Raw genomic sequence first — 26733 nt, forward strand, 5'->3', positions numbered from 1 at the left:
ACCCCGCGAAGCGCGAGCACCGCAGGGGAGCCCGAAGGGCCGGCACAGTGGGGCTGTCCGCGCCGTGCCGCATACCGGGCGCCTCTCCCAACCGAACAAGGAAGGCGCAAAAAAATGCTGACAGTAAAAAACATCCACCAGTACTACGGCGGCTCCCACATCCTCAGAGACGTGAGCTTTCAAGCGACGCTAGGCAAGGTCACCGTGCTGCTCGGCCGCAACGGCGTAGGCAAGACAACGCTGCTGAAATCGCTCATGGGCCTGGTCCCCATCAAGAGCGGCAGCATCGAACTCGAAGGCAAGCCGATCCAGAAGGCGACCCCTTACGACAGAGCAAGAGCAGGCATAGGCTTCGTTCCCCAGGGCCGCGAAATCTTCGCAAGGCTCACCGTCGAAGAAAACCTGCGCATGGGCCTGGCCTACAAGAGCGGCAGCACGCCCATTCCGTCGGAGCTGTACGAGCTTTTCCCCGTGCTCAAGCAAATGATCAGCAGAAGAGGCGGCGACCTCTCCGGCGGTCAGCAGCAGCAGCTTGCCATCGCGCGCGCCCTGGCGCCCAAGCCGCGTCTGCTCATCCTCGACGAGCCGACCGAAGGCATTCAGCCCAGCATCATCAAAGACATTGGCCGCGTCATCCGCATGCTGGCCGACCGCGGCGACATGGCCATCGTGCTGTGCGAGCAGTACTACGACTTTGCCCAGGAACTGGCCGACGACTACCTCGTGATGGAGCGCGGCGAAGTCATTGCGCGCGGCCTTGGCAAGGACATGGAAGCGAACGGCGTGCGCCAGCTGGTGGCGATCTGACCGCTCAGGCCGGCCTCTGTTTGTCAAGCCGGTACCGGGCGAGCCGCAACCCCGTATCGGCATAATTTCAGGGTTTACCCTAAAATCTTGGGTCTGCCCGCGGCCGCCGGGCACCTTCCCAGGAGCCTGGCCTTGAATGCCTCCCCCCCCGCGCTGGACAGCGCGGACACCCATATTCCCGTTTCTTCCACTTCTTCTTCCACCGGCGCACCCGTCAACTTCTTGCGCGCGGTGCTCGCACTCGGCGTCGGCGGCTTTGCCATCGGCACTGGCGAGTTCGTCATCATGGGCCTGCTGCCCGAGGTGGCGGCCGACATCGGTGTGAGCATTCCGCAGGCCGGCCACGTCATCAGCGCCTATGCGCTGGGCGTGGTCATCGGCGCGCCGGTGCTTGCGGTGCTGGCGGCCGGCTGGCGCCGCCGGGCGCTGCTGATCGCGCTCATGGCCGTGTTTGCCGCGGGCAACTTTGCCAGCGCCGCGGCCCCCAGCTACCTGCTGCTCAACCTGCTGCGCTTTGCCACCGGCCTGCCGCACGGCACATACTTTGGCGTGGCCGCGCTGGTGGCCGCCACGCTCGCGCCACCGGGGCGGCGCGCGCGGGCCGTGGGGCTCGTCATGCTGGGGCTCACGGGCGCCACGCTGGTCGGCGTGCCCATTGCGGCGTGGCTGGGCCAGGTCTTCGGCTGGCGCGCGGCCTTCGTGTTCGTGGGGGTGATCGCGCTGGTGGCCATCGTGCTGCTGCGCCGCGACATCCCCGACCTGGCGCCGCCCGCAGGCGCCAGCCCGTGGCGCGAACTGGGCGCGCTCAAGCGCAAGCAGGTGTGGTTCACGCTGGGCATCGGGGCCATCGGCTTCGGCGGCATGTTCGCGGTGTTCAGCTACATCAAGCCCACACTCATCGAAGTGGCCGGCCTGCCGCTGGGCGGCGTGCCCGTGGTGCTGGCGCTGTTCGGCCTGGGCATGGTCATGGGCAACCTGGTGGGCGCGCGCCTGGCCGACAAGTCGCTCATGCGCACCATCGGCGGCCTGCTGGTGTATGCGGCGGTGGTGCTCGCGCTGTTCACCTTTGCTGCGCACAACGTGTACACGGCCGCGTTCAACGTGTTCCTGATCGGCACCACCGTGGCCATTGGGCCGGCGCTGCAGATTCGGCTGATGGACGTGGCCGGCGACGCGCAAACGCTGGCCGCCGCGCTCAACCATTCGGCCTTCAACATGGCCAACGCACTCGGCGCCTGGCTGGGCGGCGTGGCAATTTCCGCGGGCCTGGGGTGGACGTCGACCGGTTGGGTCGGCGCCTTGCTGGCCTTGGCGGGCATGGGCGTGTTCGCCTGGGCGGTGATGAGTGCGCGCGCCACCGCGCGGCAGCCCGCAGCCGTCGCCTGCTGAGTCTTCAAGAGGGCAGAGCGGGTCAGGGCAGTCAGGGCGTACGCGGCGCGGTGCGCTCGCGCAGCAGCAACGCAAAGGTCCGCAGCTCCGCGGCGTTCAGGTCGGACACAGCCCACGCCTGCATGCCGCCCTGCGCCCAATGCGCCAGCTGGTAGCCCTGGCGCGTGGAGAACACGGGCGCCAGAACTTGCCCCTGGCCCTGGCCCTGCGCCGCGGGCCACACGAACAGGTTGATCACATGCGGCCCCGCGCGGTACACCAGCGCCGCCACGGTGCGCCCGTCGAGGTAGTCGAGCCGCCCGCCCGAGAGCGGAAAACCTTCAGCGGCCAGGTCCGCCACCGGCGGTGAAAAGTCCAGCTTGCCGGCGAACCACGGCTTCACCGTGTGCTGGTCGGTCGAGGCCACGTCGGCCAGGTGCGCGGCCATCAGCGAGCGCACATGGTTGGCGGTGACCGCTTCGGCGAGTGCGTCCGAAGGCGGCAGCGGCGTGGCCAGCAGCACCAAGGCCAGGCCCCAGGCCGTGGCGGCGCCCGTGCCGAAGCAGGCCAGGCCCTGCCACCAGCCCCGGCGTTGAAGTTGACGTTGCCGTATGGGAGCGGGTGGTGGCGCGGCCACCGCCTCGGTGCGCAATGCCTGCCCGATGCGCTGGGCCAGCCCGGCAGGCGGCGCATGCCGTGCGGCCTGCCGGCGGATCAGCATGCCCAGTTCGTCGTCAGACATTGACATGGTGTGTTCTTCCTTCCTGGTCGCCAGGGTCGCCAGGGTCGCTGGGGCGATCGTCGCGCAGGCTGTCGCGCAGCATCGCCCGCCCGCGCGACAGCCTCGACATCACCGTGCCCAGCGGCACGCCGGCGATGCGGGCGATGTCCTCGTAGCGCATTTCTTCCAGCTCGCGCAGCACGATGACCTCGCGGTACACCGGGGGCAGGGCGTCGATTGCGGCGTTCACGCGCTCGCCCTGCGCGCGCTGCTCCCACTGGCGGGCCGGGTCGCCGCGCTCGGGCGAGGCGGGGGCGGCCGCGGCCTCGCTGTCGCGCAGCTCGTCGAACTCGACCTGGTCGGCCAGCTGCCGGTTCTGCCGCATCCAGTCGTAGCAGGCGTTGCGCACAATGCCCAGCAGCCACGGCCGCGCGCTTTCGCCGCGCAGCCCGTCGAAGAACCTGAACGCGCGCAGAAAGGCCTCCTGCACCGCGTCGTCGGCCAGCTGGTCGTCGCGCAGCAGCCAGCGCGCAAGGTTCCAGGCCGCATCGAGATGCGGCAAGGCAACGGCTTCGAACTGGCGGGTGCGGTCGGTCGTCAACAGGCTCAATGCGCTCCTTCTTCCTGCATGACGGATGGGCGCGGCGCTTTATTCCCTGTTTTTTTTGCGACCTGCGTGGAATAAGCGGGGCATGCCATGCGTCATGCCCTCTGCGGATTCTGCTTGCTTCGGCTTTTTTCCACAGGAGGTTTTCACCATGATCGCCATGCCCGGCTTTGCGCGCATCCTCGTTGTCCTTGCCGCGCTCGCGGCGTCTGCCGCCCCCGCTCTGGCGGCCGGGCCCAAGGCCTATGTCGGCAACTTCAAGGACAGCACCGTCAGCGTGATCGACACCGGCACCGAGCGCGTGGTGGCCACGGTGCCCGTCGCTCCGGGGCCAGACGGCATCGTCGTTGCGCCGGACGGGCGCAGCGTGTTCGTCAGCGGCTCCGGCGCCTCGGCCGTGAGCGAGATCGACGCCGGCACCGACCGCGTCACGCGCAGCATCGACGTGGGCAAGGGACCGCAAGGCCTGGCCATGACCACCGACGGCAAGTGGCTGCTGGTGGCTGTGAACGGCGACGACCGCGTGGCCTTCGTCGACACCACGGCGCACGGCGTGGGCGCCACCGTGGCGGTGCCCAAGCCGCACACCATCGCCATCCGCCCCGACGGCCGGCAGGCCTACGTCGCCTCGCAGGAGCCCGGTCACTTCGCGCTGGTGGTGATCGACATGGCCACGCGCGCGGTGGTCAGCGAAATTGCGCTCGACAAGCCGCCACGCGATCTGGAGTTCGACGCCGACGGCAAGGCGCTGTACCTCACGCTGGCCGGCGTGCCCGCGGTGCAGGTGCTCGACCCCGCCACCAACCAATGGAGCGCGCCCATTCCCACGGGCGTGTCGCCCCACATCGCGCAGCATTTTGCCGGCATGGTCAGCGGCGTGGTGGTGGTGCAGGGGCCTGGCGAGGTGATGCTGTTCGACCCCGCCGCGCACGCGTCGGTGCGCAGCATTGGCGTGGGCAAGCAGCCGCACTGGCTCGACCTGTCGGCGGACGGCAAGAAGCTCTGGGTGAGCAACGAAGGCTCCAACGACGTCAGCGTGGTCGACCTGGCCGGTGGGCCGGTGCACACGGTGGCGGTGGGCAATGCACCGCGCAAGATTGCCGTGCAGCGTGTGGCCGCGGCACAGGGCGCCCATGCAGCAGGCTCGGCGCACGTGGCCATCCGCAACTTTGCCTTCGAGCCCGCGCAGATCACCGTCAATGTCGGCCAGAGCCTGACCTGGCAGAACGACGATGGCGCGCCGCACGGCGTGGTCTTCAAGAACGGCACCCCCGGCATCGACCTTCTGCTGCCGGGCAAGGCCTTTGCACGCAGCTTCGACAAGCCGGGCGTGTACGAGTACGCCTGCTCGGTGCATCCGTACATGACGGCGCGCGTCACGGTGGTGGCGCAGCAAGCGCACTCCTGAAAAGGCGCGGTTGACAGCGACAAGCGAAGCGAACGACATTGCCGGGGATGAGCATCCACACACCGTCGGCCCGCGCATGAGCGCACCACCGCTCTCGCGCCGCCGCCTGCTGTGCGGCGGCCTGGCCGCTGCATCGCTGGGCCATCCCTTCCTGCGGCTGCACGCACAAGCCTTGTCCTTGTCGCGCGAATTGTTCACGCTGGGTGTGGCCTCTGGCGCGCCGCAGCCCGACGGCTTCGTGCTGTGGACGCGGCTGGCGCCCGATCCGCTGCAGGGCGGCGGCATGAGCGAGTTGATGGGCGATGCACCGGTCGACGTGCGCTGGGAGGTTGCAAGCGATGAAGGCTTCCAGCGCATTGCAGCCAAAGGCACGGCAAGCGCGACGGCGGTGCTCGCGCACTCGGTGCACGTCGAGGTGCAGGGCCTCGCGCCGGGCCGGCCGTACTGGTACCGCTTCACAGTCGGTGGTGCGCGCAGCCCCGTCGGGCGCACGCGCACCACGCCGGCTGAAGCCGATGAAGCCACGCAACCGCTGCGCTTCGCGTTCGCCTCGTGCCAGCAGTACGAGCAGGGCTTTTTCGCCGCCTACCGAGACATGGCCGCGCAGCCGCTCGACTTTGTCGTGCACCTGGGCGACTACATCTACGAAAGCTCCTGGGGCACGCGCCACGTGCGGCACCACCAGGGCAGCATTCCCACGCAGCTGGCGGAGTTTCGAAACCGCTATGCGCTGTACAAGTCCGACCCGCACCTGCAGGCCGCGCACGCTGCCTTCCCCTGGCTGGTGACCTGGGACGACCACGAGGTGGCCAACGACTACACCGACGACGTGTCGCCCCGCACCGCCGACCCCGCGCAGTTTCTCGCGCTCCGCGCGGCCGCCTACCAGGCCTGGTACGAGCACATGCCGGTGCCAGAGCGCATGCGCCCGCGCGGCGCTGACGCCACCATCTACGGGCGTCACCGTTTCGGCCGCATGCTCGATGTGCTGCTGACCGACGGGCGCCAGTACCGCTCGCACCACGCGTGTCTGGCCGGGCGCAGCGCGTCGCCGTTGGCCGACTGCGCCGAACGGCTTGCGCCCGAACGCAGCTTCTTCGGTGCCACGCAAGAGGCCTGGCTGGCGCGCGAGCTTGCGGCGCCTCCTTCGCGCTGGACCGTTCTTGCGCAGCCCACGCTGCTGGCCGAGGCCGACCGCAAGCGCGGCGCCGAGCACGGCTACTGGATGGACGGCTGGGACGGCTACGCCGCCGCCCGCACGCGCCTGTTCGACGGCCTGGCCGCGCACCAGGCGAACGGCGGCAGCACCATCGTCGTCAGTGGCGACGTGCACGCCTTCTGGGCGGCGGACCTGCGCCGCGACGATCAGGCGAGCGCCATCGCCACCGAGTTCGTCGGCGGCGCCATCACCTCCGAAGGCCCGAGTGCTGCCAGCGTGGCGAACATGCGCGCGAAGAACCCGCACCTGCGCTACGGCCGCGCGGACAAGCGCGGCTATGCGCTGGTGACGCTCGACGCGCGCGGCGGCGCGGTCGAGTTCCGCGCGGTGGACGACGAGAAGCAGGCCGACTCCGGCGTGGCGGCCATGGCCCGCTTCGGCGTGGAGCGCGGCGCCCCCGGCGTGCACGTAGACAGCGCCTGAAACCACGCTCGCCTGCGGGATTGGGTGGCCGTGTCTATGATGGCCGCCGCCCTTTCCTCACCCTCTACAGAGCGACAACACCATGAGCATTCCCACCACCCGTCTTGGCCGCACCGGCCTCACCGTGTCGCGGCTTGCGCTCGGCACCATGACCTTCGGCCTGCAGACCGACGAGGCGGTGTCGCACCAGATCCTGGACAAGGCGGCCGAGGGCGGCATCAACTTTCTGGACACCGCCGACGTGTACCCGCTGGGCGGCACGGTCGAGACCACCGGGCGCACCGAAGAGATCATCGGGCGCTGGCTGCAGAAGCAGGGTCCCGCGGGGCGGCGCCGCTTCGTGGTGGCCACCAAGGCGGTCGGCAAGGTCGGGCCCGACAGCTGGGACCAGGGCGCGTCGCGCAAGCACCTGCTGGACGCCATCGACGCCTCGCTCAAGCGGCTGCAGACCGACCACGTCGACCTGTACCAGCTGCACAGCGACGACCGCGAGACGCCGCTCGAAGAGAGCCTGGAGGCGCTGGACATCATCGTGAAGTCGGGGCGCGCGCGCTACATCGGCGTGTCCAACTTTCTGGCCTACCGGCTGGCGCGCGCGCTGGGCAAGTCGGAGCTGCACAAGCTCACGCGCTATGTGTCGGTGCAGCCGCGCTACAGCCTGCTGTTTCGCGAGATCGAGCGCGAGCTGCTGCCGCTGTCGGGCGAAGAAGGCCTGGGCGTGATTCCCTACAACCCGCTGGCCGGTGGGTTGCTTACAGGCAAGTACAAGCCCGGCGGCAAGCCGGAGGAAAACACGCGCTTCACGCTCGGCACGGCCGGCAACATGTACCAGGACAGGTACTGGAACGAGCGCAGCTTCAACACCGTGACGCAGCTGCACAAGCTGGCCGACGAAGCCGGCGTGCCGCTGGCCACGCTGGCCGTGGCGTGGGTGATGGCCAACCCGCTGATCACCGCGCCGCTGCTGGGGGCGAGCCGGCCTGATCAACTGGATGCGACATTGGCCGCGGCGGAATACAAGCTCGATCCGGCGTTGAAGCAGAAGCTGGATGAGCTGACCGCCGAGTACCGCAAGGGCGACGCGCCGCGCTGATTGCGGATTTCTCCTTCCCGCGCTGGGGGAAGGCTGGGATGGGGGCAGGCCTTCGACGCGGCACCGCGGTTTTTCAGAGGCCGTCGTGCCCCCACCCCAACCCTCCCCCGGGAGGGGAGGGAGCAAAACCTGAAAGCGGCGTGTTTGTCTTGCTCCTTCCCCTCCCGGGGGAAGGCTGGGATGGGGGCAGGCCTTCGATCAGGCGCTGCGCTTTTTTCACAGGCCATCGTGCCCCCACCCCAACCCTCCCCGGAAGGGTAGTGAGCAAAACCCAAACTGTCAGAACTGTCAGTTAACCGACAGCGAGCGGTTTGACGCGGCTTCTTAGAGTGGCCGCATCATGGTTCTCCCAGACGCCCCCCCTCTCACGCGCGCGGCCCTCGCGCTGGCTGTCTTGCTGCTCGCAGGCTGCGCTGTCGGCCCCGACTACGTTCGCCCGCAGATCGACGCGCCGGTCGCCTTCAAGGAAACCGGCGGCCCCTGGAAGACCGCCGCCCCGCAGACCATCGATGCCGACCACCCCTGGTGGGACGCCTACGGCGACAGCACCCTTGGCGCGCTGATGGTGCAGGCCAACGCGGCCAACCAGAACATCCGCGTGGCCGAGGCCCAGTACCGCCAGGCGCAGGCCATCACCGCCGCCGCGCGCGCCAACTTCTTTCCGACCGTAGGCCTGAACGCCGGCGCGAGCCGGGCGCAGACCAACAGCACCGGCACCGTCAAGCTCGGCACCACCGACACCCTGGGCCTGGGCGCCAGCTGGGAGCCCGACATCTGGGGCGCGGTGCGCCGCTCGGTGGAGGCCGACAACGCGAGCGCGCAGGCCAGCGCCGACGACCTGGCCGGCGCGCGCCTGAGCATCCAGACCACGCTCGCGCAAGACTACCTGCAGGTGCGCGTGATCGACCTGCAGCGCGACCTGTACGCCAGCACCACCGCCGCCTACGCCAAGGCGCTCCAGCTCACGCAGCACCAGTACGCCGCGGGCACCGTGCTGCGCTCCGACGTGGCGCTGGCGCAAAGCCAGCTCAAGACGGCCCAGGCCCAGGCCGTGGACCTCGAGGCGCAGCGTGCCCTGCTCGAACACGCCATTGCCGTGCTGACCGGCCAGGCGCCTTCGTCGTTCACCCTGGCGCCTTTGGAGGCCGCCGCGCAGCCGCCGACGGCCGAGCTGCTGTCGTCCGCCAGCGCGCTGCACGTGCAGCTGCCGGTGACGCCGGCGGGCCTGCCTTCGGAACTGCTGGAGCGTCGCCCCGACATCGCCGGCGCCGAGCGCCGCGTGCAGGCCGCCAACGCCAACATCGGCGTGGCCAAGGCCGCGTACTTTCCGCAGATCGTGCTCAGCGCCAGCGGCGGCTTCAGCGCGGCGCGCCTGGCCACGCTGTTCAACACGCCCAGCCGCGTGTGGTCGCTGGGCGCGGCGCTGGCGCAGACCGTGTTCGACGGCGGCCTGCGCAAGGCGCACAGCGACCAGGCCGTGGCCGTCTACGACGTGTCGGTGGCGCAATACAAGCAGACCGTGCTCGGCGGCTTCCAGCAGGTCGAAGACAACCTGGCCACCCTGCGCGTGCTCGACAGCGAATCGGCACTGCAGGCCGACGCCGTGCGTGCCGCGCAGCTCGCCGAACGGCTGGCGCTGAGCCAGTACCGCGGGGGCACCGCCACCTACCTCAGCGTGGTGACGGCGCAGACGCTGTCGCTGACCAACCAGCGCACCGCCGCCCAGGTGCTGGGCCGCCAACTGGCCGCCAGCGTGTCGCTGATCGCGGCCACGGGCGGCGGTTGGACCGCCGTGGACACCGTGGCCAGTGCCAATACGGCCAATGCGGCCAATGCGGCCGCCACCGTCACCGCCGCCACCGCAAAGACTTCCGGAAATTGATGCCATGACGACCACCACACGCAACGCACGCACCGCCCCGCAGCCACTCCAGCCAAGCCACCAGCGCCGCGCCACCTGGCTTGCTGCCGCCACGTTCATGCTGGTGCTTGGCGGCAGCGCCTGGGCACTCACGCACCACGCGGCCAACGCCGCCAAGCCCGACGCCCCCAAGACGCCGCCGGTGCAAGTGACCACCGCCCCCGTGATGTCGCAGAACGTGCAGGTCTACCGCTCGGGCATCGGCACTGTCGCGTCGATGGCCACCGTGACCGTGAAGACGCGCATCGACGGCCAGCTCGACAAGGTCGGCTTCGTCGAAGGGCAGGACGTCAAGGCCGGCCAGTTGCTCGCGAAGCTCGACCCGCGCACGCTGCAGGCGCAGCTTGCGCAGGCCCAGGCCACCAAGGCGAAAGACGCCGCCCAGCTCGCCAATGCCCGTGCCGACTTCAAGCGCTACACCACGCTGCTCGGCGAAGACGCGGCCACGCAGCAGCAGGTCGACACGCAGAAGGCCCTGGTCAGCCAGCTGGAGGCCGCCGTGCAGAACGACGCCGCGCAGGTGCAGTACGCCGAGGTGCAACTGAGCTTCACGCGCATCGCGGCGCCCATGAACGGGCGCGTGGGCGCGCGGCTGGTGGACCCCGGCAACATCGTGCACGCGACCGATGCCAACGGCCTGGTCGTCATCAACCAGATCGACCCCATCGCCGTGCAGTTCACGCTGCCCGAAGACGCGGTGCAGGACATCAACCGCGTGCAGCAGCAAAGCGCGCAACCGCTGGCCGTGGTGGCCTACGACCGCAGCGGCGCGCAGATGCTGGGCACCGGCAAGCTGATCTTGCTGAACAACCAGATCGACACCACCAGCGGCACCGTGCAGTTGAAGGGCAGCTTCGCCAACCCGCAGCACACGCTGTGGCCGGGCCAGTACGTCAACGTGCGCCTGCAGCTCGAGCGCCGGGCCAACTCGCTCACCGTGCCCGCCGCCGCCATTCAGCGCGGCCAGGACAGCACCTACGTGTGGGTGGTCGACGACCAGAACAAGGCAGAGAACGTGCCGGTGCATGTGGTGCAGATTGCCGACGGCACCGCCGTGGTCGACAAGGGCCTGCAAGCGGGGCAGCGCGTGGTGATCGACGGGCAGTACAAGCTCAAGCCCGGTGTGGGCACTGTCGAGCCACCGCCTGCTTCGCCTGCATCGTCCGCAGCGACCGGGCAGAAGGCTGGCGACGCCCCGGCGCGCAAGCCTGCAGGCAGCACCAGCGGCACCAGCGGGAGTAGCAATTGAGCATTTCCGCCGCCTTCATCAAGCGCCCCATCGGCACCACGCTGCTGGCGCTGGCCATTCTGCTGGTGGGTGCGGCGGTGTTTCCGCTGCTGCCGGTGGCGCCGCTGCCGCAGGTGGACTTTCCGACCATCCAGGTCTCGGCCAACCTGCCGGGCGCCAGCCCGGAGACCATGGCCTCCAACGTGGCGCAGCCGCTGGAGCGGCAGTTCTCGCTGATTGCGGGGCTCTCGCAGATGACCTCGACCAGCGGCCTGGGCTCCACGCAGATCACGCTGCAGTTCGACCTGGACCGCAGCATCGACGCCGCCGCGCTCGACGTGCAGGCCGCCATCAACGCATCCACCGGCCAGCTGCCCGCCAACTTGCCAAGCCCGCCCACCTTTCGCAAGGTGAACCCGGCCGACGCGCCCATTCTCATTTTGTCGGTGCAGTCCAAGACGCTGCCGCTGACCGAGGTGAACGACTACGCCGACAACATCCTGGCGCAGCAGATCTCGCAGATTTCCGGCGTGGGGCTGGTCAACATCGGCGGCGTGCAGAAGCCGGCGGTGCGCATCCAGGTCGACCCCGCCAAGCTCGCCGCGCTCGGCCTGGGCCTGGAAGACGTGCGCACCGTGCTCGCGTCGGCCACCGTCAACGCGCCCAAGGGCACCATCGACGGGCCCAACCAGAGCTTCACCGTCTACACGAACGACCAGCTGTTGAAGGCGCAGCCGTGGAACGACGTGGTGCTGGCCTACCGCAACGGCGCACCCATCCGTGTGCGCGACCTGGGCGTGGCGGTGGACGGACCCGAGAACGCCAAGATTGCCGGCTGGGCCTATGCAGGCGCCGCCGCGCCCGAAGGCAGCACCGTGCAGAACGGCCGCTCCATCGTGCTGGCCATCACCAAGCAGCCGGGCGCCAACGTGATCGAAACGGTTGACCGCATCAACGCCGCGCTGCCGCGGCTGAAGGCCTCGATTCCGCCGACGGTGGAGGTCAACGCCATCATCGACCGCACGCAGACCATTCGCGCGTCGGTGAAGGACGTGGAGTTCACGCTGCTGCTGACCATTGCGTTGGTGGTCGTGGTGATCTTCGTGTTCTTGCGCAACGTGCCGGCCACGCTCATTCCCAGCGTGACGGTGCCGCTGGCGCTGCTGGGCACGGTGGCGGTGATGTACCTGCTGGGCTACAGCCTGGACAACCTCTCGCTCATGGCGCTGACCATTGCAGTGGGCTTCGTGGTGGACGACGCCATCGTGATGCTGGAGAACATCTACCGCTACGTGGAAGAGGGCATGTCGGCCATGGAGGCCGCGTACAAGGGGGCCAGCGAAATTGGCTTCACCATCATCTCGATCTCGGTGTCGCTCATTGCGGTGTTCATTCCGCTGCTGCTCATGGGCGGCATCGTGGGGCGGCTGTTTCGCGAATTTGCGGTGACGGTCACTCTCACCATCGTGGTGTCGGTCGTCATCTCGCTCACGCTCACGCCCATGCTGTGCTCGCGCTTCCTGAAGAACGAGCATGGCCGCAAACACGGGCGGCTCTACCAGCTGTTCGAGCGCGGCTTCGACGCCATGCTCAACGGCTACAAGCGCGGCCTGCACGTGGTGCTGGACCACCAGTTCATCACGCTCATGGTGTTCATTGCCACGGTGGCCGCCACGGGCGTGCTGTTCGCGGTGATTCCCAAGGGCTTCTTTCCGCAGCAGGACACCGGCTTCATCTCGGGCTTTGCGGAATCGGCGCAGGACGCCTCCTTTGCGTCGATGAACGCGCGCATGCTGTTGCTGGCCGACGTGGTGCGCAAGGACCCCGACGTGACCGGCTTCGGCATGAACGGCAGCTCGTCGACCTACAACACCGGCAACTTCTTCATCAGCCTGAAGCCCAAGGACGAAGGCCGCACGGCCACGGCCGACGAGATCATCGCGCGCCTGCGCCCGCAGCTGGCCAAGGTGCAGGGCGTGAACCTGTTCCTGCAGGCGGGGCAGGACATTCGGGTGGGCGGGCGCGCCTCGCGCACGCAGTACCAGTACACGGTGACCGACGCCAACCTGGACGAGCTCAATACCTGGGCGCCGCAACTGCTCGCGCGCTTCAAGCAACTGCCCGAGATCACCGACCTGGCCTCCGACCAGCAGAACGCCGCCGCCTCCGCCGTGCTGACCATCGACCGCGACCGCGCGTCCAGCTTCGGCATCACGCCCGCCACCATCGACGCCACGCTCTACGACGCCATCGGCCAGCGCCAGGTGGCGCAGTACTTCACTCAGCTGAACAGCTACCACGTGGTGCTGGAGGTAACGCCCGCGCTGCAGCAAGACCCGGCGCTGTTCAGCAAGCTGTACCTCAACTCGCCGCTCACCGGCCAGCAGGTGCCGCTGTCGAGCTTTGTGAAGGTGGACACCAGCAAGACGGCCTACCTGTCGATCAGCCACCAGGGCCAGTTCCCGGCCGTGACCATCTCGTTCAACCTGGCGCCCGGCCATGCGCTGGGCGACGCGGTGAACGCCATCAACAAGGCGCAGGCCGACATGGGGCTGCCGCAGTCGCTCACGGGCTCGTTCCAGGGCACGGCGCAGGCGTTTCAAGACTCGCTGTCTTCGCAGCCCTACCTGATTGCCGCGGCGCTGGTGGCGGTGTACATCGTGCTGGGGCTGCTGTACGAGAGCTACATCCACCCGCTGACGATTCTGTCGACGCTGCCCTCGGCCGGCGTGGGTGCGCTGCTGATACTGATGGCGGGGGGCTACGACCTCAGTGTGATTGCGCTGATCGGCATCATCCTGCTGATCGGCATCGTGAAGAAGAACGGCATCATGATGATCGACTTTGCGCTCAAGGCCGAGCGCGAGCAGGGCATGGCGCCGCAGGAGGCCATCTACCAGGCCTGCCTGCTGCGCTTTCGCCCGATCATGATGACGACGATGTGCGCGCTGCTGTCGGGCCTGCCGCTGATGCTGGGCCACGGCTCGGGCTCCGAGCTGCGCCGCCCGCTGGGCTATGCGATGGTCGGCGGGCTGATACTCTCGCAGGCACTCACCCTGTTCACGACCCCGGTGGTCTACCTGTACCTGGACCGCGCGCACTACTGGTATCTGCGGCGCAAGGAGGCACGCAAGGCGCGCAAGGCAAGCAAGGCAAGCAATGCCAATAGCGGCGGCGAGGCGCCCGTGGCCGCCGAGGCGCACGGCACAAGCTGAACCCACGACAGCGACAAGAGACACATCGCACTGCCATGAAGATCCTGATTGTCGAAGACGAACTGAGAACCGCCGACTACCTCTCCAAGGGGTTGACCGAGCAGGGCTGCACGGTCGACATGGCGCACAACGGCATCGACGGCCAGCACCTGGCGCTCACGCACGACTACGACGTGATCGTGCTCGACGTGATGCTGCCGGGGCAGGACGGTTTTTCGGTGCTGCGCGAGCTGCGCGCGGTGAAGCAGACCCCGGTCATCATGCTCACCGCGCGCGACCGCGTGGAAGACCGCATCAAGGGCCTGCACGAGGGCGCGGACGACTACCTCATCAAGCCCTTTTCGTTCCTGGAGCTGCTGGCGCGGCTGCAGGCGCTGAACCGGCGCGGTCGCAAGCAGGAGCCGATGCAGTTGCGCATTGCGGACCTGCAGATCGACCTGCTGGCGCGCAAGGCGTTCCGTAACAGTGTGGGTAGCAGCGTGGGCAGCAGTGGCGGTGCCCCCACCCGCATCGACCTCACCGCCAAGGAGTTCGCGCTGCTGGCCGTGCTGGCGCGCCGCCAGGGCGAGATCCTGTCCAAGACCGCCATTGCCGAGCTGGTGTGGGACATGAACTTCGACAGCAACACCAACGTGGTCGAGGTGGCCATCAAGCGGCTGCGCGACAAGATCGACGTGCCCTTCGGCACCAAGCTGCTGCACACCATTCGCGGCATGGGCTATGTGATGGAGGTGCGCGACAGTGGCGGGGAACGTGGCGGTGAACGTGGCGGTGAGGGCCAGGGCGCCGGACAAGCCACGCACGGGCAGGGCACCGGCCTGTGAATTTGCAGCGCTCCATCACCGCGCGGCTGGTGTTGATGTTTGCCGCGGTGGCGCTGGCCACCTTTGCACTGGCCGGCTTCGCGCTGCACAACGTGCTGGCCCGCGAGCTGGAGCGCCACCAGTACGAGGAGCTCGACACCACGGTGAAGAGCCTGCAGTTCTGGATCAAGGCCATCGGTAGCCCCGAGCGCTGGGCCCGCGTGCAGGCGCGCATGGACACCCTCACGCCCGAAGACGGCAGCGTGCGCTTCTGGGTGCTCAGCGACGACCCGCGCTTTCAGTACGGCAAGGGCTTGGCCGAAATAGACGGCCTCACACGCGAGGCCAACGGCCACACCAGCGCCATCGTGCTGCCGGGGGAAGAGAAGCCGTTTCGCACGCTGTCCGTGCACATTCCCGCCTTCGAGCAGCGGCCCGCGGTGCGCCTGATCGTCGGGCGCAACACCGAGCCTTATGCGCGCACGCGCCACACCTTCCTCACGGCGCTGGTGGCGCTGGGGGTGGGCGCGATGCTGGTGGTGGCCTTCATGGGCTACTGGATCGCCCGCGTGGGGCTGCGGCCGCTGGAGCGGCTGTCGGCCGAGGCGCAGGCGCTGCGGCCCAAGACCTTGTCGCAGCGGCTGCGCGCGCAGCCGCTGCCGGTGGAGCTGCAGGCCCTGGCCGAGGCCTTCAACGGCGCCCTGGCCCGGCTCGAGGAGGCCTACGGCCAGCTCGAATCGTTCAACGCCGACGTGGCGCACGAGCTGCGCACGCCGCTGGCCAACCTGATCGGCAGCACGCAGGTGGCGCTGTCGCGCCAGCGCAGCGCGGGCGAGTTCCAGGAGGTGCTGCAGGCCAACCTCGAAGACCTGGAGCGGGTGCGCTCCATCGTCAACGACATGCTGTTTCTGGCGCGCGCCGACCGCGGCGAGGTGGCCACCGGGTTGGTGCTCACCCCGGTGGCGCAGGAGGTGCGCAAGACCATCGAGTTCTTCGAGGTGGTGCTCGACGAAACCCGCGCGCAGGTGCGCATCGAAGGCGACGTGCTGGCCGAGGCCCGGCTGGAAAGCGCGCTGTTCCGCCGCGCCATGTCCAACCTGCTGCAAAACGCCATCGAGCATTCGAAGCCGGGCGCGCAGATCGCCGTCACGCTGCGCGAGGCGCCGGGCGCCACCTGGATCACCGTGTCCAACCCCGGCGCGCCCATCGACGCGCAGCACCTGCAGCATTTGTTCGACCGGTTCTACCGGGTGGACGCCGCGCGCAACGACGGCGGCGAGCACCACGGCCACGGGCTGGGGCTGGCCATCGTGAAAGCGGTGGCGAGCATGCATGGCGGGCAGGTGAGTGCGTCGAGCGAAGGCGGGTTGAACACCTTCGGGTTCAGCGTGTCGCGTGCCACCTGAAAAACCTGCTGGCTCCAGCCCTCCTTCAATGGCCTGCACCCGGTACGTTCTTGCCCCATGCAGGACAATGCCTGCCGGCATGAACCCTCCACCTCTCCAGCGATTCATCGCGGCACTCCCAGGACACCCGGCATGGCACAGCTGATGTCGATGCTGGTGCAGAACGCGATTCTGGTGGTGTTCGTCGCCAGCTTCGCCGCCCGCCTCGGCCTGCCCGTGCCGGCTGCCGCGGTGCTGGTGCTCACCGGTGCCCTGCTGGCCGCGGGCGATGTGTCGGTGGTGGGCGTGGTGCTGGCCGCGGTCGTCGCCAACCTGCTGGGCGACGGCGCCTGGTATTACGCCGGGCGGCGCTTCGGCTACCGCTTCATGCGCATGCTGTGCCGCATCTCGCTGTCGCCCGACACCTGCGTGCGGCGCGGTGAGTCGCTCATTACCGAATGGGGCGGCATGTCGCTGGTGGCGGCCAAGTTTGTGCCGGGCGTGTCGGTGGTGGCACCGCCCATGGCCGGCGCACTGGGCATGTCGGTGCGGCGCTTCATCGGTTTCGACGTGGGCGCGGCGCTGGTGTGGACCGGGCTGTTCCTCGGACTGGGCTGGGTGTTCCGCAATCAGATTCAAGACGTGCTGGCCGTCATGGCGCAGGCCGGCGGCATCGCCACCATCGCGCTGGCGGTGCTGCTGGTGGTGATTCTGGCCGTGCGCTACTGGCGCCGGCGCGCCTTCATGCGGCTCACCGGCATGCCGCGCATTTCTGTGGACGAGCTGCATGAACTGCTCGACGGCGAGGAGCCGCCGCTGGTGATCGACGTGCGGGGCAAGGCCGGCATGCAGGTCGACCCGCGCCGCATTCCGGGGGCGCAGTCGTACACGCTGAAGGCGCTGCAGCAGCGCGGCCTGGACCTGTCGCACGCGGCCGGGCGCGACGTGGTGCTGTACTGCAACTGCCCCAACGAAGTGTCGGCCGCGCAGGCCGCGCGCGTGCTGCTGGCGCGCGGCGCCAAGCGGGCACTGCCGCTGACGGGCGGGCTCGACGCGTGGGTGGCGTCAGGTCGGCCGACCAGCGTGGACTGAACGGGCGGGGCCCTTGTCCGCCGGCCGGCCGCCCTGCAGCAATCGAGTGAGCGTGCTAAGGTGCCCCGGCCCGGGTTAACCCTTGGCCACCCCTCTTTTTCGCCGACCTCCCCGACACCCGACAGCCACCGAGGCCCTTCGTGCCACTTCCCGACGCCCCCCTTCCCAATGCCGCGCAGCGCGCCCGCGCCGACGCGTCGGACAGGTCCAATGCCCCTGCGCGACCGGCCGATCGATCCGCTGACCGAACGGCCGACGCCCCTCACGCCCCCGGGCTCAGCCCCGCGCTCACGCTGGTGTTTGCCGTGGCCTGCGGCCTGTGCGTGGCCAACATCTATTACGCGCAGCCCCTGATCGGCCCCATCTCCGAAGCGCTGCAGCTGCATGCCGGCCTGGCGGGGCTCATCATGACCCTCACGCAGCTCGGCTACGGCGCCGGCCTGCTGTTGCTGGTGCCCTTGGCCGACGTGGTGGAGAACCGTCGGCTCATCGTGGGGGCGCTGTTCGGCGCGGTGATCGGGCTGGTGGGCATTGCGCTCTCGGACTCGGCCGTGACCTTTCTGGCGGCCTCGTTCCTCGTGGGAACGTGCGCGGTGGCCGCGCAGGTGCTGCTGCCCTTTGCCTCGCACCTGGCGCCGGAAGCCTCGCGCGGCAAGGTGGTCGGCAACATCATGGCCGGCCTGCTGGGCGGCATCATGCTGGCGCGGCCTTTCGCCAGCATCGTGGCGTCGGCGTTGGGATGGCGTGCCGTGTTCTGGGTGTCGGCCGTGCTCATGGCCGGCCTCATTGCCGTGCTGTGGCGCGCGCTGCCGGAGCGCCGCCCGCATGCCTCGGTGGGCTATGCGCGCACCATGGCCTCGCTGCCGGGCATCGTGTGGAACACGCCCGTGCTGCGCCGGCGCGGCTTCTACCAGGGAATGATGTTCTCCGGCTTTCAGGTGTTCTGGACCGCCGTGCCGCTGGCGCTGGTGCATGAATTTGGCTTGGGCCAGCGCGGCATTGCACTGTTTGCGCTGGCCGGCGCGGCGGGTGCGTTGATGGCGCCGCTGGCGGGCCGGCTGGCCGACCGCGGGCTCACGCGCCCGGCCACCGGCTGGGCCATCGTGGTTGCGCTGCTGTCGTTCGTGCTGGGCGCGGTGTCGATGCACTTTCAGTCGCTGGTCGGGTTGGTGGCGGCGGGCATTCTGCTCGACGGGGCGGTGCAGCTGTGCCAGGTGCTGAACTTTCGCAGCCTGTTCATGCTGGCGCCTGAATTGCGCGGCCGGCTCAACGGCCTGTTCATGACCTTCATCTTCATCTGCGCCGCGGTGGCCTCGGGCATTGCGGCGGCCGTGTATGCCTTCCATGGGTGGACCGGCGTGTGCCTGCTGGGCGGTGGGTATGTGCTCCTGGCGCTGCTGTACTACACGACCGAGTTCCGGCGCGGCGCGGTGGTTGCCGCGGGACGGTAGTCGCCGCATTCGATGAGCCCTCCGGCTTTTTCGCGGCGCCTGCAGGTGACCCAGGTCGGCGCGGTCGTCATCTGGCCCCTCCTGCTGCTCTGCGCGGCCTACACGCTGTTGATGGGCGTTGCAGGCGTGTGGGTCATCGACCTGGATGCGACGGGTTGGCACATTGCGCTGGGCATCGTGGCCTGGCTGGCCATCTTCGCGCTGTGGCTGTTGGGCCTGGTGGTCGTCACGCGCGTGTGGATCTGGGTCGAAACGCATTGGCTGAAACCGGACGAGCGCCGGCCAAAGCCTTTCCACGGAGCCACCCAAGTCGACGTTGGCGAAAGCGGCTTCTCGGTGCAAGGGCTTGGCCACGTCGACTGGATCGACGTGCTCACCATCGAGGGCATTCCCGACAGCGACAGCTACCTGATCGTGCACACCCGGCCGTTCAAGAAGCTGATGCTGACGGTGCCCGTCGACGAGCTGGTGCCGGTCATCAACCACTATCTCTCGCTCAAATCCAGCCCCACGCCGACCGCCACAGGCTTGCTGCAAAGCCGCGCCATGGTTTTTTGCTGGCGGTGTTTTCAGGCTTGGATAGCGGCGGGCTACGCGCTGGCTGCGGCGGCGGGCATCGCCCTGCTGCTCAATGCCGCCGACGCGGGCTTTCTGAAGACCATGGTGGGGCTGTGCGTTCTGATGCCGCTGAGCGCGTGGCTGGTCTGGTTCATTCCCTTCTCGCAGGTCAGCACGTTCGCGCCTTCCCGGGTGCGGGCCTTCCAGCTCGACGGCACGCGGCTGCAGAGCACCGACGGCAGTTGGCAAGCCGACTTGCGACAGGCCCGCATCAGCCATCGCCGTGCAAGCGGCCTTGGCTACGAGTTCAGCTTTCTTGCCATTCGGCCAAAGGCGGGAAAGAACTTGAACCTGATGCTCGAAGGCGGCGCCGATCAAGAGGCGCTGCTGAGCGCCTTGAGCGAGCGCGGCTTGCTGCCGCTGACGAACCTGGAGCGTTGAACGAGCCGTGCATGTTGCGCTCGGCGGATGACTTTGCGCGCCGCAGCCGCCTACATGGTGGCCCGGCGCCGCAGAGAGCTGCGCAGCGATGTCGACCTGGCCGTGAGCAAGCTGCTGCCGCTGTATGAATTCGGCTAGGACGATGTGGTGCTGGCGCTGATGTACGACACGACCGAGTTCCGGCGCGGTGCCGGCGGCAGGCCGCATGGCCGGACTGTTTAAGGGCTTGAAGGTTTACAGGCGGCTGTCGCGCTCGGCCACCTGCGCGGCCAGAAAAGCCTGAAAGCTGGCGGTGAGCGACACCACCAGCAGCAGCGCCAGCGCGAACACCATCGCCGTGAGCCACAGCAGGTGCGCCATGAAATACGGCGGCTGGTGCATCGCGCCCATGCCCAGCCAGGCCCACACGGCCAGCACGATGGCCAAGGCCGGCAGCGCGCGCTTCCAACTTCTGCGGTACGTGGAGGGCCGCAGCAGCGCCCACACCAGCGCTGTCTCCGCAAGCACCGCGCCTAAGAACCACGCCACGCCCTGCAACGGATAAGGCTGCGGGTCGGTGCGCCCCAGCACATGCACCGCGTAGCCGTCGGGCGAGAAGCCGGCGATGGCGATGCCCGCGATGCCGAGCAGGGCGAACACGGGGAGTAGGAGCTGGCGAACGCGAAGGCGAGGGTGGTTCATTGGGTGGGGATGATAGGCAACGACAACCTCCCTGAGCCCCGCGCAACGCCCGCCGGTCCCGCGCTCGCCCGGTGGTAGTCTTGCCGCCCGATGAATCTCCGCTCCAAGATCGTTGCGCTGGCCGTGGCACCGCTGCTCGTCGCACTGGTGCTGGTGGCCCTTGCCGTGCGCCACCAGGAGCACGACCTTGCGCAGCGCGAGCGCGCCCTCATCGAGCGCAGCTACATGGCCCAGCGCCGCAGCGAGCTGCGCAGCTACGTCGACCTGGCCGTGAGCAACCTGCTGCCGCTGTATGAATCCGGGCAAGACGACGAGGCCACGCGCAACGAGGCGCTGCGCCGGCTGGCCGCGCTGAACTACGGCGACGACGGCTACTTCTTCGTCTACGACCTGGAAGGCAATGCGCTCATGCATTCACGCCAGCCCGAGCTGGTCGGCAAGAACCTGTGGGGGCTGAAGGACTCGCAGGGCCGCTTCACCATTCAAGACCTTGTCAAGGGCGCCAAGGACAACGGCGGCGCGTACGTCGAATACGAATGGCGCAAGCCCTCCAGCGCGCAACTGGCGCCCAAGCTCGGCTATGTCACCGCCATGCCGCGCTGGAACTGGATGGTCGGCACCGGCTTGTACCTGGACGACATTCAGTCGACCATGGACACGCTCGACCGCCAGATGAACGCCAACGTCACCGCCACGCTGCTGTGGATTGCGGGCATTGCCGCGCTGTGCCTGGGCACCGTGAGCGCGGCCGGCTTGCTGCTCAACCTCAGCGAGCACCGCACGGCCGAGGCCAAGCTGCGGCTGCTCGCGCGTCGCGTGGTGCAGTCGCAGGAAGAAGAGCGCGGCCACCTCGCGCGCGAGCTGCACGACGGCACCAGCCAGACGCTGGTGTCGGCCAAGCTGCTGATCGAGTCCGCCGTGGAGCAGCTCGACCGCCAGCACCAGCGCCCGCCGCCCGCGCTGGGCAAGGCGCTGCAGCGGCTGAACGATTCGCTCACCGAGGTGCGCCGCATCTCGCACCGGCTGCGCCCCGCGTTGCTCGACACGTTGGGTCTGCCCGCCGCGCTGGAGCGGCTGGTGGACGAGTTCCGCGAAGAGGGCGCCGTCGATGCGTCGATGATGATCGGCGGCGAGGCCTTCGAGCTGCAGCCCGAGGTGAAGACCGCGCTGTTCAGGCTCACGCAGGAGGCACTGACCAATGTGCGCAAGCATGCGCAGGCGCGGCATGTGAGCATCGAGCTGCGCTTCGACGAAGAAGACGGCGTGCGGCTCGACGTGAGTGACGACGGCACCGGCTTCGACATCGACGCCGTGCAGCTCGACCCGCGCCGCGGCATCGGCCTGCGCAACATGCGCGAGCGCATGGAGGCCATTGGCGGCAAGCTCACGGTGTGCTCGAACGACGGGCGCACATCCATCGAGGCCGAGGTGCCGCTGCACCACGCAAGGGCCGAAGCCACGGCAGCCGCCGCATGACCCACACCGTGAAAATAATTCGCCTCTTTCTGGTCGACGACCACCCGCTGGTGCGCGACGGCTTGCGCGCGCGGCTGGGCTCCATGCCCAACCTGGAGATCGTGGGCGAGGCCGGCAACGCGGCCGAGGCGCTCGCGCAGATCGACAGCGTGCAGCCCGACCTGATGCTGATGGACGTCGGCATGAAGGACATGAACGGCATCGAGCTGGCCGCGCTGCTGCTGCAACGACAGCCGGCCACGCACATCGTGATGCTCAGCATGTACGACAACCCCGAGTACGTGCAGAAGGCCCTGCAGGTGGGCGCGCGCGGCTACGTGCTGAAAGACGCGCCGGCGGTGGAGATCATTGCGGCCATCGAGGCCGTGTCGGCGGGCGGCACCTTTCTGAGCCCGGCCGTCTCGAAGAAGCTCTTTCGCACCCAGGCGCCGCGCCCCTTGCTCACGCCGCGCGAGAGCGAGATTCTTTCGGCGCTGGGGCGGGGCGAGTCGAGCAAACAGATTGCGCGCGACCTGAGCCTGAGCGTGCGCACGGTGGAGGCGCACCGCCAGAGCATCAAGCGGCGCCTGGGCATCGAGGGGCAGGCCGAGCTCATCAAGTACGCGGTGGAGCATGCGCGCGCGTTCGACCAGGGCTGAATTGCGCGAGTGATGCTGTGCTTGCGAGGAGGGCAGCACACGCAACACGCCGGCGGTGCATGTGGCCGCGTCGTTTCAGGTGACGCCGAACAATCTGCCGAAAGATCGCCGCCTCACTTCGCCTGCACCATTGCTGCTCGCAAGGCACCCCGTCGTTGTTGCCGTCCATCTTGACGCCGGGGCAGTTCTTCAGAAAGTAGTTGGCCTCCGCACGGGAGCTTGGCTCCGCCGCACTCGCCTCACTCCCTGCCCAGCCGCAGCGAGGGCAGCAGGCACAGCGCCGCGCAGGTCGCACCGGCACCCACGAGAAAGGCCGTCGACAAACCGAACCACTGGGTCGCGAAACCCACCACCGGCCCGGTCACGCCCAGCGCAATGTCCGCGAAGGCGATGAAGTTGCCCACTGCACGGCCGCGCTGTTCAGGCGGAACGGAGCGCGTCGCAATGACGCCCATCGCCGGGAACACGAGCGAAAAGCCGAGGCCGGTCAACGTCGCGCCCAGCACGGCTATTCCCGGTGCGTGTGCGCCCCAGATCAGCAGCTGCCCCACGGCCTCGAAGAGCAATGAACCCATGGCCACCTTCGATGCGCCGATGCGGTCCGGCAGGCCTGATCCCACCAGCCGCACGAACACATAGGCCGCACCGAAGCCGAGCAGCGCCGTGCCCGCATGCGACCAGCCGTGCGCCGCGTAGTCGAGCGTCAGAAATGCGGCCATCGCGGCATAGGGCACGGTTGCCAGCGCCAGCACCAGACCCGGTCGCCAGATAAGGCCGAGCACACGATGGAAGGGCACGCGCTGCCCACCCGCGGCGGCAACGGCGGGCAGCCGCAACGCAATGAGCCAGGCCAGCATCGGCGTCAGCAACGCAAGAACGCCGACGCCCGCAAAGCCGAAGGTCGCCTGCACGGCCAGCCCCAGCGGGGCGCCGAGGCCGAGCGCGGCGTAGATCGCAATGCCCGTCCACGACATGACCTTGCCGGTGCGCGCCGCGCCCATGCGCGCGATGCCCCAGCTCATCAAGCCGGTAAGGAACAGGCTCTCTCCGAAGCCCGCCACCAGCCGCCCGAGCAGCAGCACGGCCAGCTTGGCGGCGGGGTCGATGGGCAGCATGCTCGACAGGGCATAGGCCAGGCCCGAGCAGGCGGTCAGTGGCAGCCCCAGCAGCACGGCGGCGCGGGGCCCGCGCTGGTCGCACAGCGTGCCGGCCTGATGCCGGGTGAGCAAGGTGGCCAGCGACTGGGCACCAATGACCCAGCCGACGGTGAGCGCAGTCATGCCCAATTGGCCGCGCACCTCGAGTGCAAGCGCGGCCAGCGGAACGCTGATGGCAAGAAAGCCCAGGAACACCGCGAGCACCACGGGCGCGAGCCCGGTGAACGCGGAAGGAGTGCCGAGCGGCGGCACGGATACGGATACGGATGAGAAGTTTGTGGTCATGCCAAGGCGCGTCTTTATGGACCGAGATATTCCCTGCTGGGATCCTCTCGGCAAAGGACGCGTTGGATGACGGTAACGCTTACGGCAGCACCATTGCAGGCTGCGGCGGCGACTATAAACGCGGCGCGGCGCCGTCGTCAATGCGCAGCTGGCAGAATTTTTTCGAAGTGTTCACGCGTGCTTGTCGAGCACCTGCAGGCGCCCTTCGCGCCACACGAACAGCTCGTCTGACAGGCCGTAGGCGGAGGTTGTCGCGATCTCTCGCGCCATCTCGCGCAGGGCCGCTATCGACTCACCGTCTTCGCTGCCGCACACCAGCAGTTCGTCGCGCGCCGCAATGGCGAAGACGTGGTTGCCTTCCACGGGCACGCGTTCACGCCAATGGCCGAAGACAAGCACCATGCTCGCGTCGTAGTTGTGGTCGAGCCGCGCGGCGTAGCGGCCACCGCCGCCCTGAATTTGCAGTTGCGGAAGCCACGCGGTGAGGTTTTCGAATGCGGTGGCGTTCAAGGCAGCGACATCCATGCCGATGCGCTCCAGCCGGCTTGGCGTGATGTAGCGCATGGCCTCGGGCGTGTCTTCGACATAGGCCAGCACCAGCGGCCCGGCCAGCGTGGACAGCACGGGTTGCTGGCTCTCGGGTGCATTGCTGCGCGCAAGCTGGGCTTGCGAGGCCTGGCGCCATGCCAGTGTTTTCATGACCGGGAGAATGCGCGAGGGGTCGGGTGCGTCGTCGGTGCCGTCCTGGCCCTGTGTTCGCCGTGCATCGGCCAGGTGTTCGGCAAACAGCGCGTCCATCGCTTCGGGTTGCTGCAGGTAGCGCGCATACGCGTTGCCCAGAAAGGTGCTGACCTTGCCGCCTTCGGCAAAGGTCCAGTGCACGCGCGTGAGGCCGGGCGTTTCGTCATGTTCGACGTCGACACGCGTGCCCGGCAGGGCATTGCGCACGTACGCGGCATAGCCCTGCGCGTAGGAGGCGATGCTGACTGGCTGTAGGGGTGCGGCCGCGCGACCGCCAAAGAGCTTTTTAAGGAAGAACATGGGTGACAGAGCCATTTCAAGAACGTTCGAACCGTTTCATTCTCGATGCACCCTTACAGCAACCCCGCGCAGCGGACATCGATCACGATGTTTCAATTTTGAAATGCACCCGTGGCGCCAGCCTGCTGCGGGGCGTTTAAAGTTCGTGCCCCGGTAGCGCTTTCTCGCTACGTATTTTTCCCCCACTGTTTCACTGAAAAGGAAGCTCCTGTTTTGAACAAGACCGAACTCATCACCGCCATCGCCAACGACACCAACCTCAGCAAGGTCGACGCGGCCCGTGCTCTGGACTCCGCCCTGGACCACCTCTCGCGCGCCCTGGCTGGCGGCGACACGGTGCAACTGATCGGCTTCGGCGCCTTCTCGGTGTCCGACCGCCCCGAGCGCACGGGCCGCAACCCGTCCACCGGCGAGCCGATGACCATCAAGGCCAGCAAGGCGCCCAAGTTCACCGCCGGCAAGGCGCTGAAGGACGCAGTCAACGCTGCGCCCGCCGCGTAAGCCTCGCACACCTCCGTGCAATGACGCCCTTTGGCGGCCCCGGTGCAACAGCACTGGCCGCAAAGGGCGTTGTGCTTTCAAGGCGCGCTCTCGTTGCGCTTTCAGGAAGGCGCCGCGTTCCGCGATAGAGTCTGCGAACGCCCACCCGCCCCGCCTTCCGCCATGCACGATGCATTCCCGCCTACATCACCGTTTCGCATGCTGCCGCAGTGGCTCTTCAAGCTGCTGCCGCTGGTGGCCTGTGCATTGATCGTGGGCTGCGCGGGCCCTGCCAGGCACGTGCCGCGCACAGGGCAGGCGCCCATGGTCAGCAGCACGCCGCTCACCGACGAACAATCGAACAGCATCGCCATTCACGCGCTCGGCCTGGTCGGCACACCGTACCGCTATGGCGGCAACACGCCCGACGGCGGCTTCGATTGCAGCGGGCTCATCGGCTATGTGTACCTGAACAGCGTGGGGCAATCGCCGCCGCGCACGGTGGCGCGCATGTCGGGGTTCGGCCGGCCGGTGGCCATGTCTGAACTGCGCACGGGCGACCTGGTGCTGTTCGGTTCTTCCACGCCGTCACACGCGGGCATCTACGTGGGCGGCGGGCGGTTCGTGCATGCACCGTCGACCGGTGGCGAGGTGCGGCTCGACAGGCTCGACGGCGTGTACTGGTCGCGCCAGCAGACGCAGGCACGGCGGCCCTGACGGCGGCAGCGAGCGCGCGCGCTGCACCGCGTGACGGCAGCCCTGTGACGGCAGCCCTGTCTACATCACGCTTCAGTCCTCCGCGTCGCGCAATTTCCTTCTGCGCCAGGCGCCCCGTTCTTCGATGAACCGAACCGGCCTGCACGCCGCCCGCTTGGCCGCGGCGCTGCTGTGCAAGGGCTGCCAGTCGCTCGGGCTGTCCGCCTGCGACAGGCTCAGCCATTCGGCCCCGCAGTGCCCGCACGTGGCCACGCGCACATCGCGCGCACCGTGACGTCCGAGCAGCGTCTGTTCGCCGAGCGACGGCGTGCCGCAGCAGGACCACAGCAGCGTCATGTCGGGTCGCGCGCGGGTTTGCCTGGCCCATGCGGCGGCGCGGTACCAGAGCGTGGCATTCAACGCCATGTCGCATCCGCCTTCGCCCGCTTTCGCGGTGCATCGAGCCTGTAGAAACGCACCAGCGCTTCGGCCGACAGAACCCACACGGCCGCAACAACGGCCAAGCACACGATGTCCAT

Annotated in this window: 24 protein-coding genes; 17 read left to right on the forward strand and 7 right to left on the reverse strand. The window is 68.4% G+C overall.

The window, feature by feature from the left end:
• Positions 1-114 precede the first annotated feature (114 nt).
• Positions 115-807 carry an urea ABC transporter ATP-binding subunit UrtE gene (gene urtE, locus VLK31_RS17740; protein ID WP_409169725.1) on the forward strand — a complete coding sequence of 231 codons (693 nt, stop codon included), beginning with the start codon at positions 115-117 and terminating at the stop codon, positions 805-807.
• 132 nt (positions 808-939) lie between these two features.
• On the forward strand, positions 940-2196 hold the full coding sequence (locus VLK31_RS17745; RefSeq protein WP_409169726.1) for an MFS transporter: 1257 nt from the start codon (positions 940-942) through the stop codon (positions 2194-2196).
• Between the two features lie 31 nt (positions 2197-2227).
• Here VLK31_RS17745 and VLK31_RS17750 read toward each other — a convergent pair whose 3' ends face one another.
• Together VLK31_RS17750 and VLK31_RS17755 are read right to left on the reverse strand one after the other, a co-directional pair.
• Complete coding sequence (locus tag VLK31_RS17750) at positions 2228-2923, reverse strand: anti-sigma factor family protein (protein ID WP_409169727.1); 696 nt, start codon at positions 2921-2923, stop codon at positions 2228-2230.
• The gene (locus VLK31_RS17755; RefSeq protein WP_409169728.1) at positions 2910-3506 is read right to left on the reverse strand and encodes a sigma-70 family RNA polymerase sigma factor; all 597 of its coding nucleotides are present in this window, start codon (positions 3504-3506) and stop codon (positions 2910-2912) included. The genes VLK31_RS17750 and VLK31_RS17755 overlap by 14 nt, the downstream gene beginning before the upstream one ends.
• A gap of 148 nt (positions 3507-3654) precedes the next feature.
• Between VLK31_RS17755 and VLK31_RS17760 the strand changes: the two genes are divergently transcribed.
• The 11 genes from VLK31_RS17760 to VLK31_RS17810 all read left to right on the forward strand — a co-directional run bounded on the left by VLK31_RS17760 (position 3655) and on the right by VLK31_RS17810 (position 19740).
• Positions 3655-4911, forward strand: a complete 1257-nt coding sequence (locus VLK31_RS17760; RefSeq protein WP_409169729.1) for a plastocyanin/azurin family copper-binding protein — start codon at positions 3655-3657, stop codon at positions 4909-4911.
• A gap of 76 nt (positions 4912-4987) precedes the next feature.
• Positions 4988-6553, forward strand: coding sequence for an alkaline phosphatase D family protein (locus VLK31_RS17765; protein WP_409169730.1), 1566 nt, complete (start codon positions 4988-4990; stop codon positions 6551-6553).
• Positions 6554-6635: 82 nt separating this feature from the next.
• The gene (locus tag VLK31_RS17770) at positions 6636-7646 is read left to right on the forward strand and encodes an aldo/keto reductase (protein WP_409169731.1); all 1011 of its coding nucleotides are present in this window, start codon (positions 6636-6638) and stop codon (positions 7644-7646) included.
• Between the two features lie 340 nt (positions 7647-7986).
• Positions 7987-9528 carry an efflux transporter outer membrane subunit gene (locus tag VLK31_RS17775; protein ID WP_409169732.1) on the forward strand — a complete coding sequence of 514 codons (1542 nt, stop codon included), beginning with the start codon at positions 7987-7989 and terminating at the stop codon, positions 9526-9528.
• Positions 9529-9532: 4 nt separating this feature from the next.
• A complete protein-coding gene (locus VLK31_RS17780; RefSeq protein WP_409169733.1) occupies positions 9533-10816 on the forward strand; it encodes an efflux RND transporter periplasmic adaptor subunit in 1284 nt (427 codons plus the stop codon).
• Positions 10813-14010 carry an efflux RND transporter permease subunit gene (locus tag VLK31_RS17785; protein ID WP_409169734.1) on the forward strand — a complete coding sequence of 1066 codons (3198 nt, stop codon included), beginning with the start codon at positions 10813-10815 and terminating at the stop codon, positions 14008-14010. Before VLK31_RS17780 ends, VLK31_RS17785 begins: the two co-directional genes overlap by 4 nt.
• A gap of 35 nt (positions 14011-14045) precedes the next feature.
• The gene (locus VLK31_RS17790) at positions 14046-14834 is read left to right on the forward strand and encodes a heavy metal response regulator transcription factor (RefSeq protein ID WP_409169735.1); all 789 of its coding nucleotides are present in this window, start codon (positions 14046-14048) and stop codon (positions 14832-14834) included.
• Positions 14831-16219, forward strand: a complete 1389-nt coding sequence (locus VLK31_RS17795; RefSeq protein ID WP_409169736.1) for a heavy metal sensor histidine kinase — start codon at positions 14831-14833, stop codon at positions 16217-16219. The genes VLK31_RS17790 and VLK31_RS17795 overlap by 4 nt, the downstream gene beginning before the upstream one ends.
• Positions 16220-16351: 132 nt before the next feature.
• Positions 16352-17290: a DedA family protein/thiosulfate sulfurtransferase GlpE gene (locus tag VLK31_RS17800; protein WP_409169737.1), complete on the forward strand. Its 939-nt coding sequence runs from the start codon at positions 16352-16354 to the stop codon at positions 17288-17290.
• A gap of 293 nt (positions 17291-17583) precedes the next feature.
• Positions 17584-18741 carry an MFS transporter gene (locus tag VLK31_RS17805; RefSeq protein WP_409169790.1) on the forward strand — a complete coding sequence of 386 codons (1158 nt, stop codon included), beginning with the start codon at positions 17584-17586 and terminating at the stop codon, positions 18739-18741.
• Positions 18742-18753: 12 nt separating this feature from the next.
• On the forward strand, positions 18754-19740 hold the full coding sequence (locus VLK31_RS17810; RefSeq protein ID WP_409169738.1) for a hypothetical protein: 987 nt from the start codon (positions 18754-18756) through the stop codon (positions 19738-19740).
• A 234-nt stretch (positions 19741-19974) separates the two neighbouring features.
• Here the strand turns inward: VLK31_RS17810 and VLK31_RS17815 are convergent, their stop codons facing one another.
• Positions 19975-20379: a hypothetical protein gene (locus VLK31_RS17815; protein WP_409169739.1), complete on the reverse strand. Its 405-nt coding sequence runs from the start codon at positions 20377-20379 to the stop codon at positions 19975-19977.
• Between the two features lie 132 nt (positions 20380-20511).
• On the opposite strand from VLK31_RS17815, the gene VLK31_RS17820 reads away from it, so the two are divergent.
• Positions 20512-21897, forward strand: coding sequence for a cache domain-containing protein (locus VLK31_RS17820; protein WP_409169740.1), 1386 nt, complete (start codon positions 20512-20514; stop codon positions 21895-21897).
• Positions 21894-22535 carry a response regulator gene (locus VLK31_RS17825; protein WP_409169741.1) on the forward strand — a complete coding sequence of 214 codons (642 nt, stop codon included), beginning with the start codon at positions 21894-21896 and terminating at the stop codon, positions 22533-22535. The genes VLK31_RS17820 and VLK31_RS17825 overlap by 4 nt, the downstream gene beginning before the upstream one ends.
• On the opposite strand, the gene VLK31_RS17830 is transcribed toward VLK31_RS17825, so the two are convergent.
• The 3 genes from VLK31_RS17830 to VLK31_RS17840 all read right to left on the reverse strand — a co-directional run bounded on the left by VLK31_RS17830 (position 22492) and on the right by VLK31_RS17840 (position 25033).
• A complete protein-coding gene (locus VLK31_RS17830; protein WP_409169742.1) occupies positions 22492-22836 on the reverse strand; it encodes an excalibur calcium-binding domain-containing protein in 345 nt (114 codons plus the stop codon). The two genes, VLK31_RS17825 and VLK31_RS17830, sit on opposite strands and share 44 nt — an antisense overlap.
• On the reverse strand, positions 22775-23977 hold the full coding sequence (locus VLK31_RS17835; RefSeq protein WP_409169743.1) for an MFS transporter: 1203 nt from the start codon (positions 23975-23977) through the stop codon (positions 22775-22777). Before VLK31_RS17835 ends, VLK31_RS17830 begins: the two co-directional genes overlap by 62 nt.
• A 171-nt stretch (positions 23978-24148) precedes the next feature.
• Positions 24149-25033, reverse strand: coding sequence for a hypothetical protein (locus VLK31_RS17840; RefSeq protein WP_409169744.1), 885 nt, complete (start codon positions 25031-25033; stop codon positions 24149-24151).
• Positions 25034-25231: 198 nt separating this feature from the next.
• On the opposite strand from VLK31_RS17840, the gene VLK31_RS17845 reads away from it, so the two are divergent.
• A complete protein-coding gene (locus VLK31_RS17845; protein ID WP_409169745.1) occupies positions 25232-25519 on the forward strand; it encodes an HU family DNA-binding protein in 288 nt (95 codons plus the stop codon).
• 162 nt (positions 25520-25681) lie between these two features.
• The gene (locus VLK31_RS17850; protein ID WP_409169746.1) at positions 25682-26215 is read left to right on the forward strand and encodes a C40 family peptidase; all 534 of its coding nucleotides are present in this window, start codon (positions 25682-25684) and stop codon (positions 26213-26215) included.
• Between the two features lie 72 nt (positions 26216-26287).
• Here the strand turns inward: VLK31_RS17850 and VLK31_RS17855 are convergent, their stop codons facing one another.
• On the reverse strand, positions 26288-26620 hold the full coding sequence (locus VLK31_RS17855) for a hypothetical protein (RefSeq protein ID WP_409169747.1): 333 nt from the start codon (positions 26618-26620) through the stop codon (positions 26288-26290).
• Positions 26621-26733: the final 113 nt, after the last annotated feature.

The sequence above is a fragment of the Variovorax sp. H27-G14 genome (genome assembly GCF_046156345.1).
GTDB lineage: Bacteria > Pseudomonadota > Gammaproteobacteria > Burkholderiales > Burkholderiaceae_C > Variovorax.

Excerpts from the sequence above, each read along its gene's own strand:
- VLK31_RS17775 (WP_409169732.1), top strand. The coding sequence starts at position 7,987 with ATGGTTCTCCCAGACGCCCCCCCTCTCACGCGCGCGGCCCTCGCGCTG.
- VLK31_RS17800 (WP_409169737.1), top strand. The coding sequence starts at position 16,352 with ATGGCACAGCTGATGTCGATGCTGGTGCAGAACGCGATTCTGGTGGTG.
- VLK31_RS17810 (WP_409169738.1), top strand. The coding sequence starts at position 18,754 with ATGAGCCCTCCGGCTTTTTCGCGGCGCCTGCAGGTGACCCAGGTCGGC.
- VLK31_RS17780 (WP_409169733.1), top strand. The coding sequence starts at position 9,533 with ATGACGACCACCACACGCAACGCACGCACCGCCCCGCAGCCACTCCAG.
- VLK31_RS17790 (WP_409169735.1), top strand. The coding sequence starts at position 14,046 with ATGAAGATCCTGATTGTCGAAGACGAACTGAGAACCGCCGACTACCTC.
- VLK31_RS17840 (WP_409169744.1), bottom strand. The coding sequence starts at position 25,033 with ATGGCTCTGTCACCCATGTTCTTCCTTAAAAAGCTCTTTGGCGGTCGC.
- VLK31_RS17750 (WP_409169727.1), bottom strand. The coding sequence starts at position 2,923 with ATGTCAATGTCTGACGACGAACTGGGCATGCTGATCCGCCGGCAGGCC.
- VLK31_RS17820 (WP_409169740.1), top strand. The coding sequence starts at position 20,512 with ATGAATCTCCGCTCCAAGATCGTTGCGCTGGCCGTGGCACCGCTGCTC.
- VLK31_RS17770 (WP_409169731.1), top strand. The coding sequence starts at position 6,636 with ATGAGCATTCCCACCACCCGTCTTGGCCGCACCGGCCTCACCGTGTCG.
- VLK31_RS17850 (WP_409169746.1), top strand. The coding sequence starts at position 25,682 with ATGCACGATGCATTCCCGCCTACATCACCGTTTCGCATGCTGCCGCAG.
- VLK31_RS17835 (WP_409169743.1), bottom strand. The coding sequence starts at position 23,977 with ATGACCACAAACTTCTCATCCGTATCCGTATCCGTGCCGCCGCTCGGC.
- VLK31_RS17760 (WP_409169729.1), top strand. The coding sequence starts at position 3,655 with ATGATCGCCATGCCCGGCTTTGCGCGCATCCTCGTTGTCCTTGCCGCG.
- VLK31_RS17765 (WP_409169730.1), top strand. The coding sequence starts at position 4,988 with ATGAGCGCACCACCGCTCTCGCGCCGCCGCCTGCTGTGCGGCGGCCTG.
- VLK31_RS17825 (WP_409169741.1), top strand. The coding sequence starts at position 21,894 with ATGACCCACACCGTGAAAATAATTCGCCTCTTTCTGGTCGACGACCAC.
- VLK31_RS17855 (WP_409169747.1), bottom strand. The coding sequence starts at position 26,620 with ATGGCGTTGAATGCCACGCTCTGGTACCGCGCCGCCGCATGGGCCAGG.
- urtE (WP_409169725.1), top strand. The coding sequence starts at position 115 with ATGCTGACAGTAAAAAACATCCACCAGTACTACGGCGGCTCCCACATC.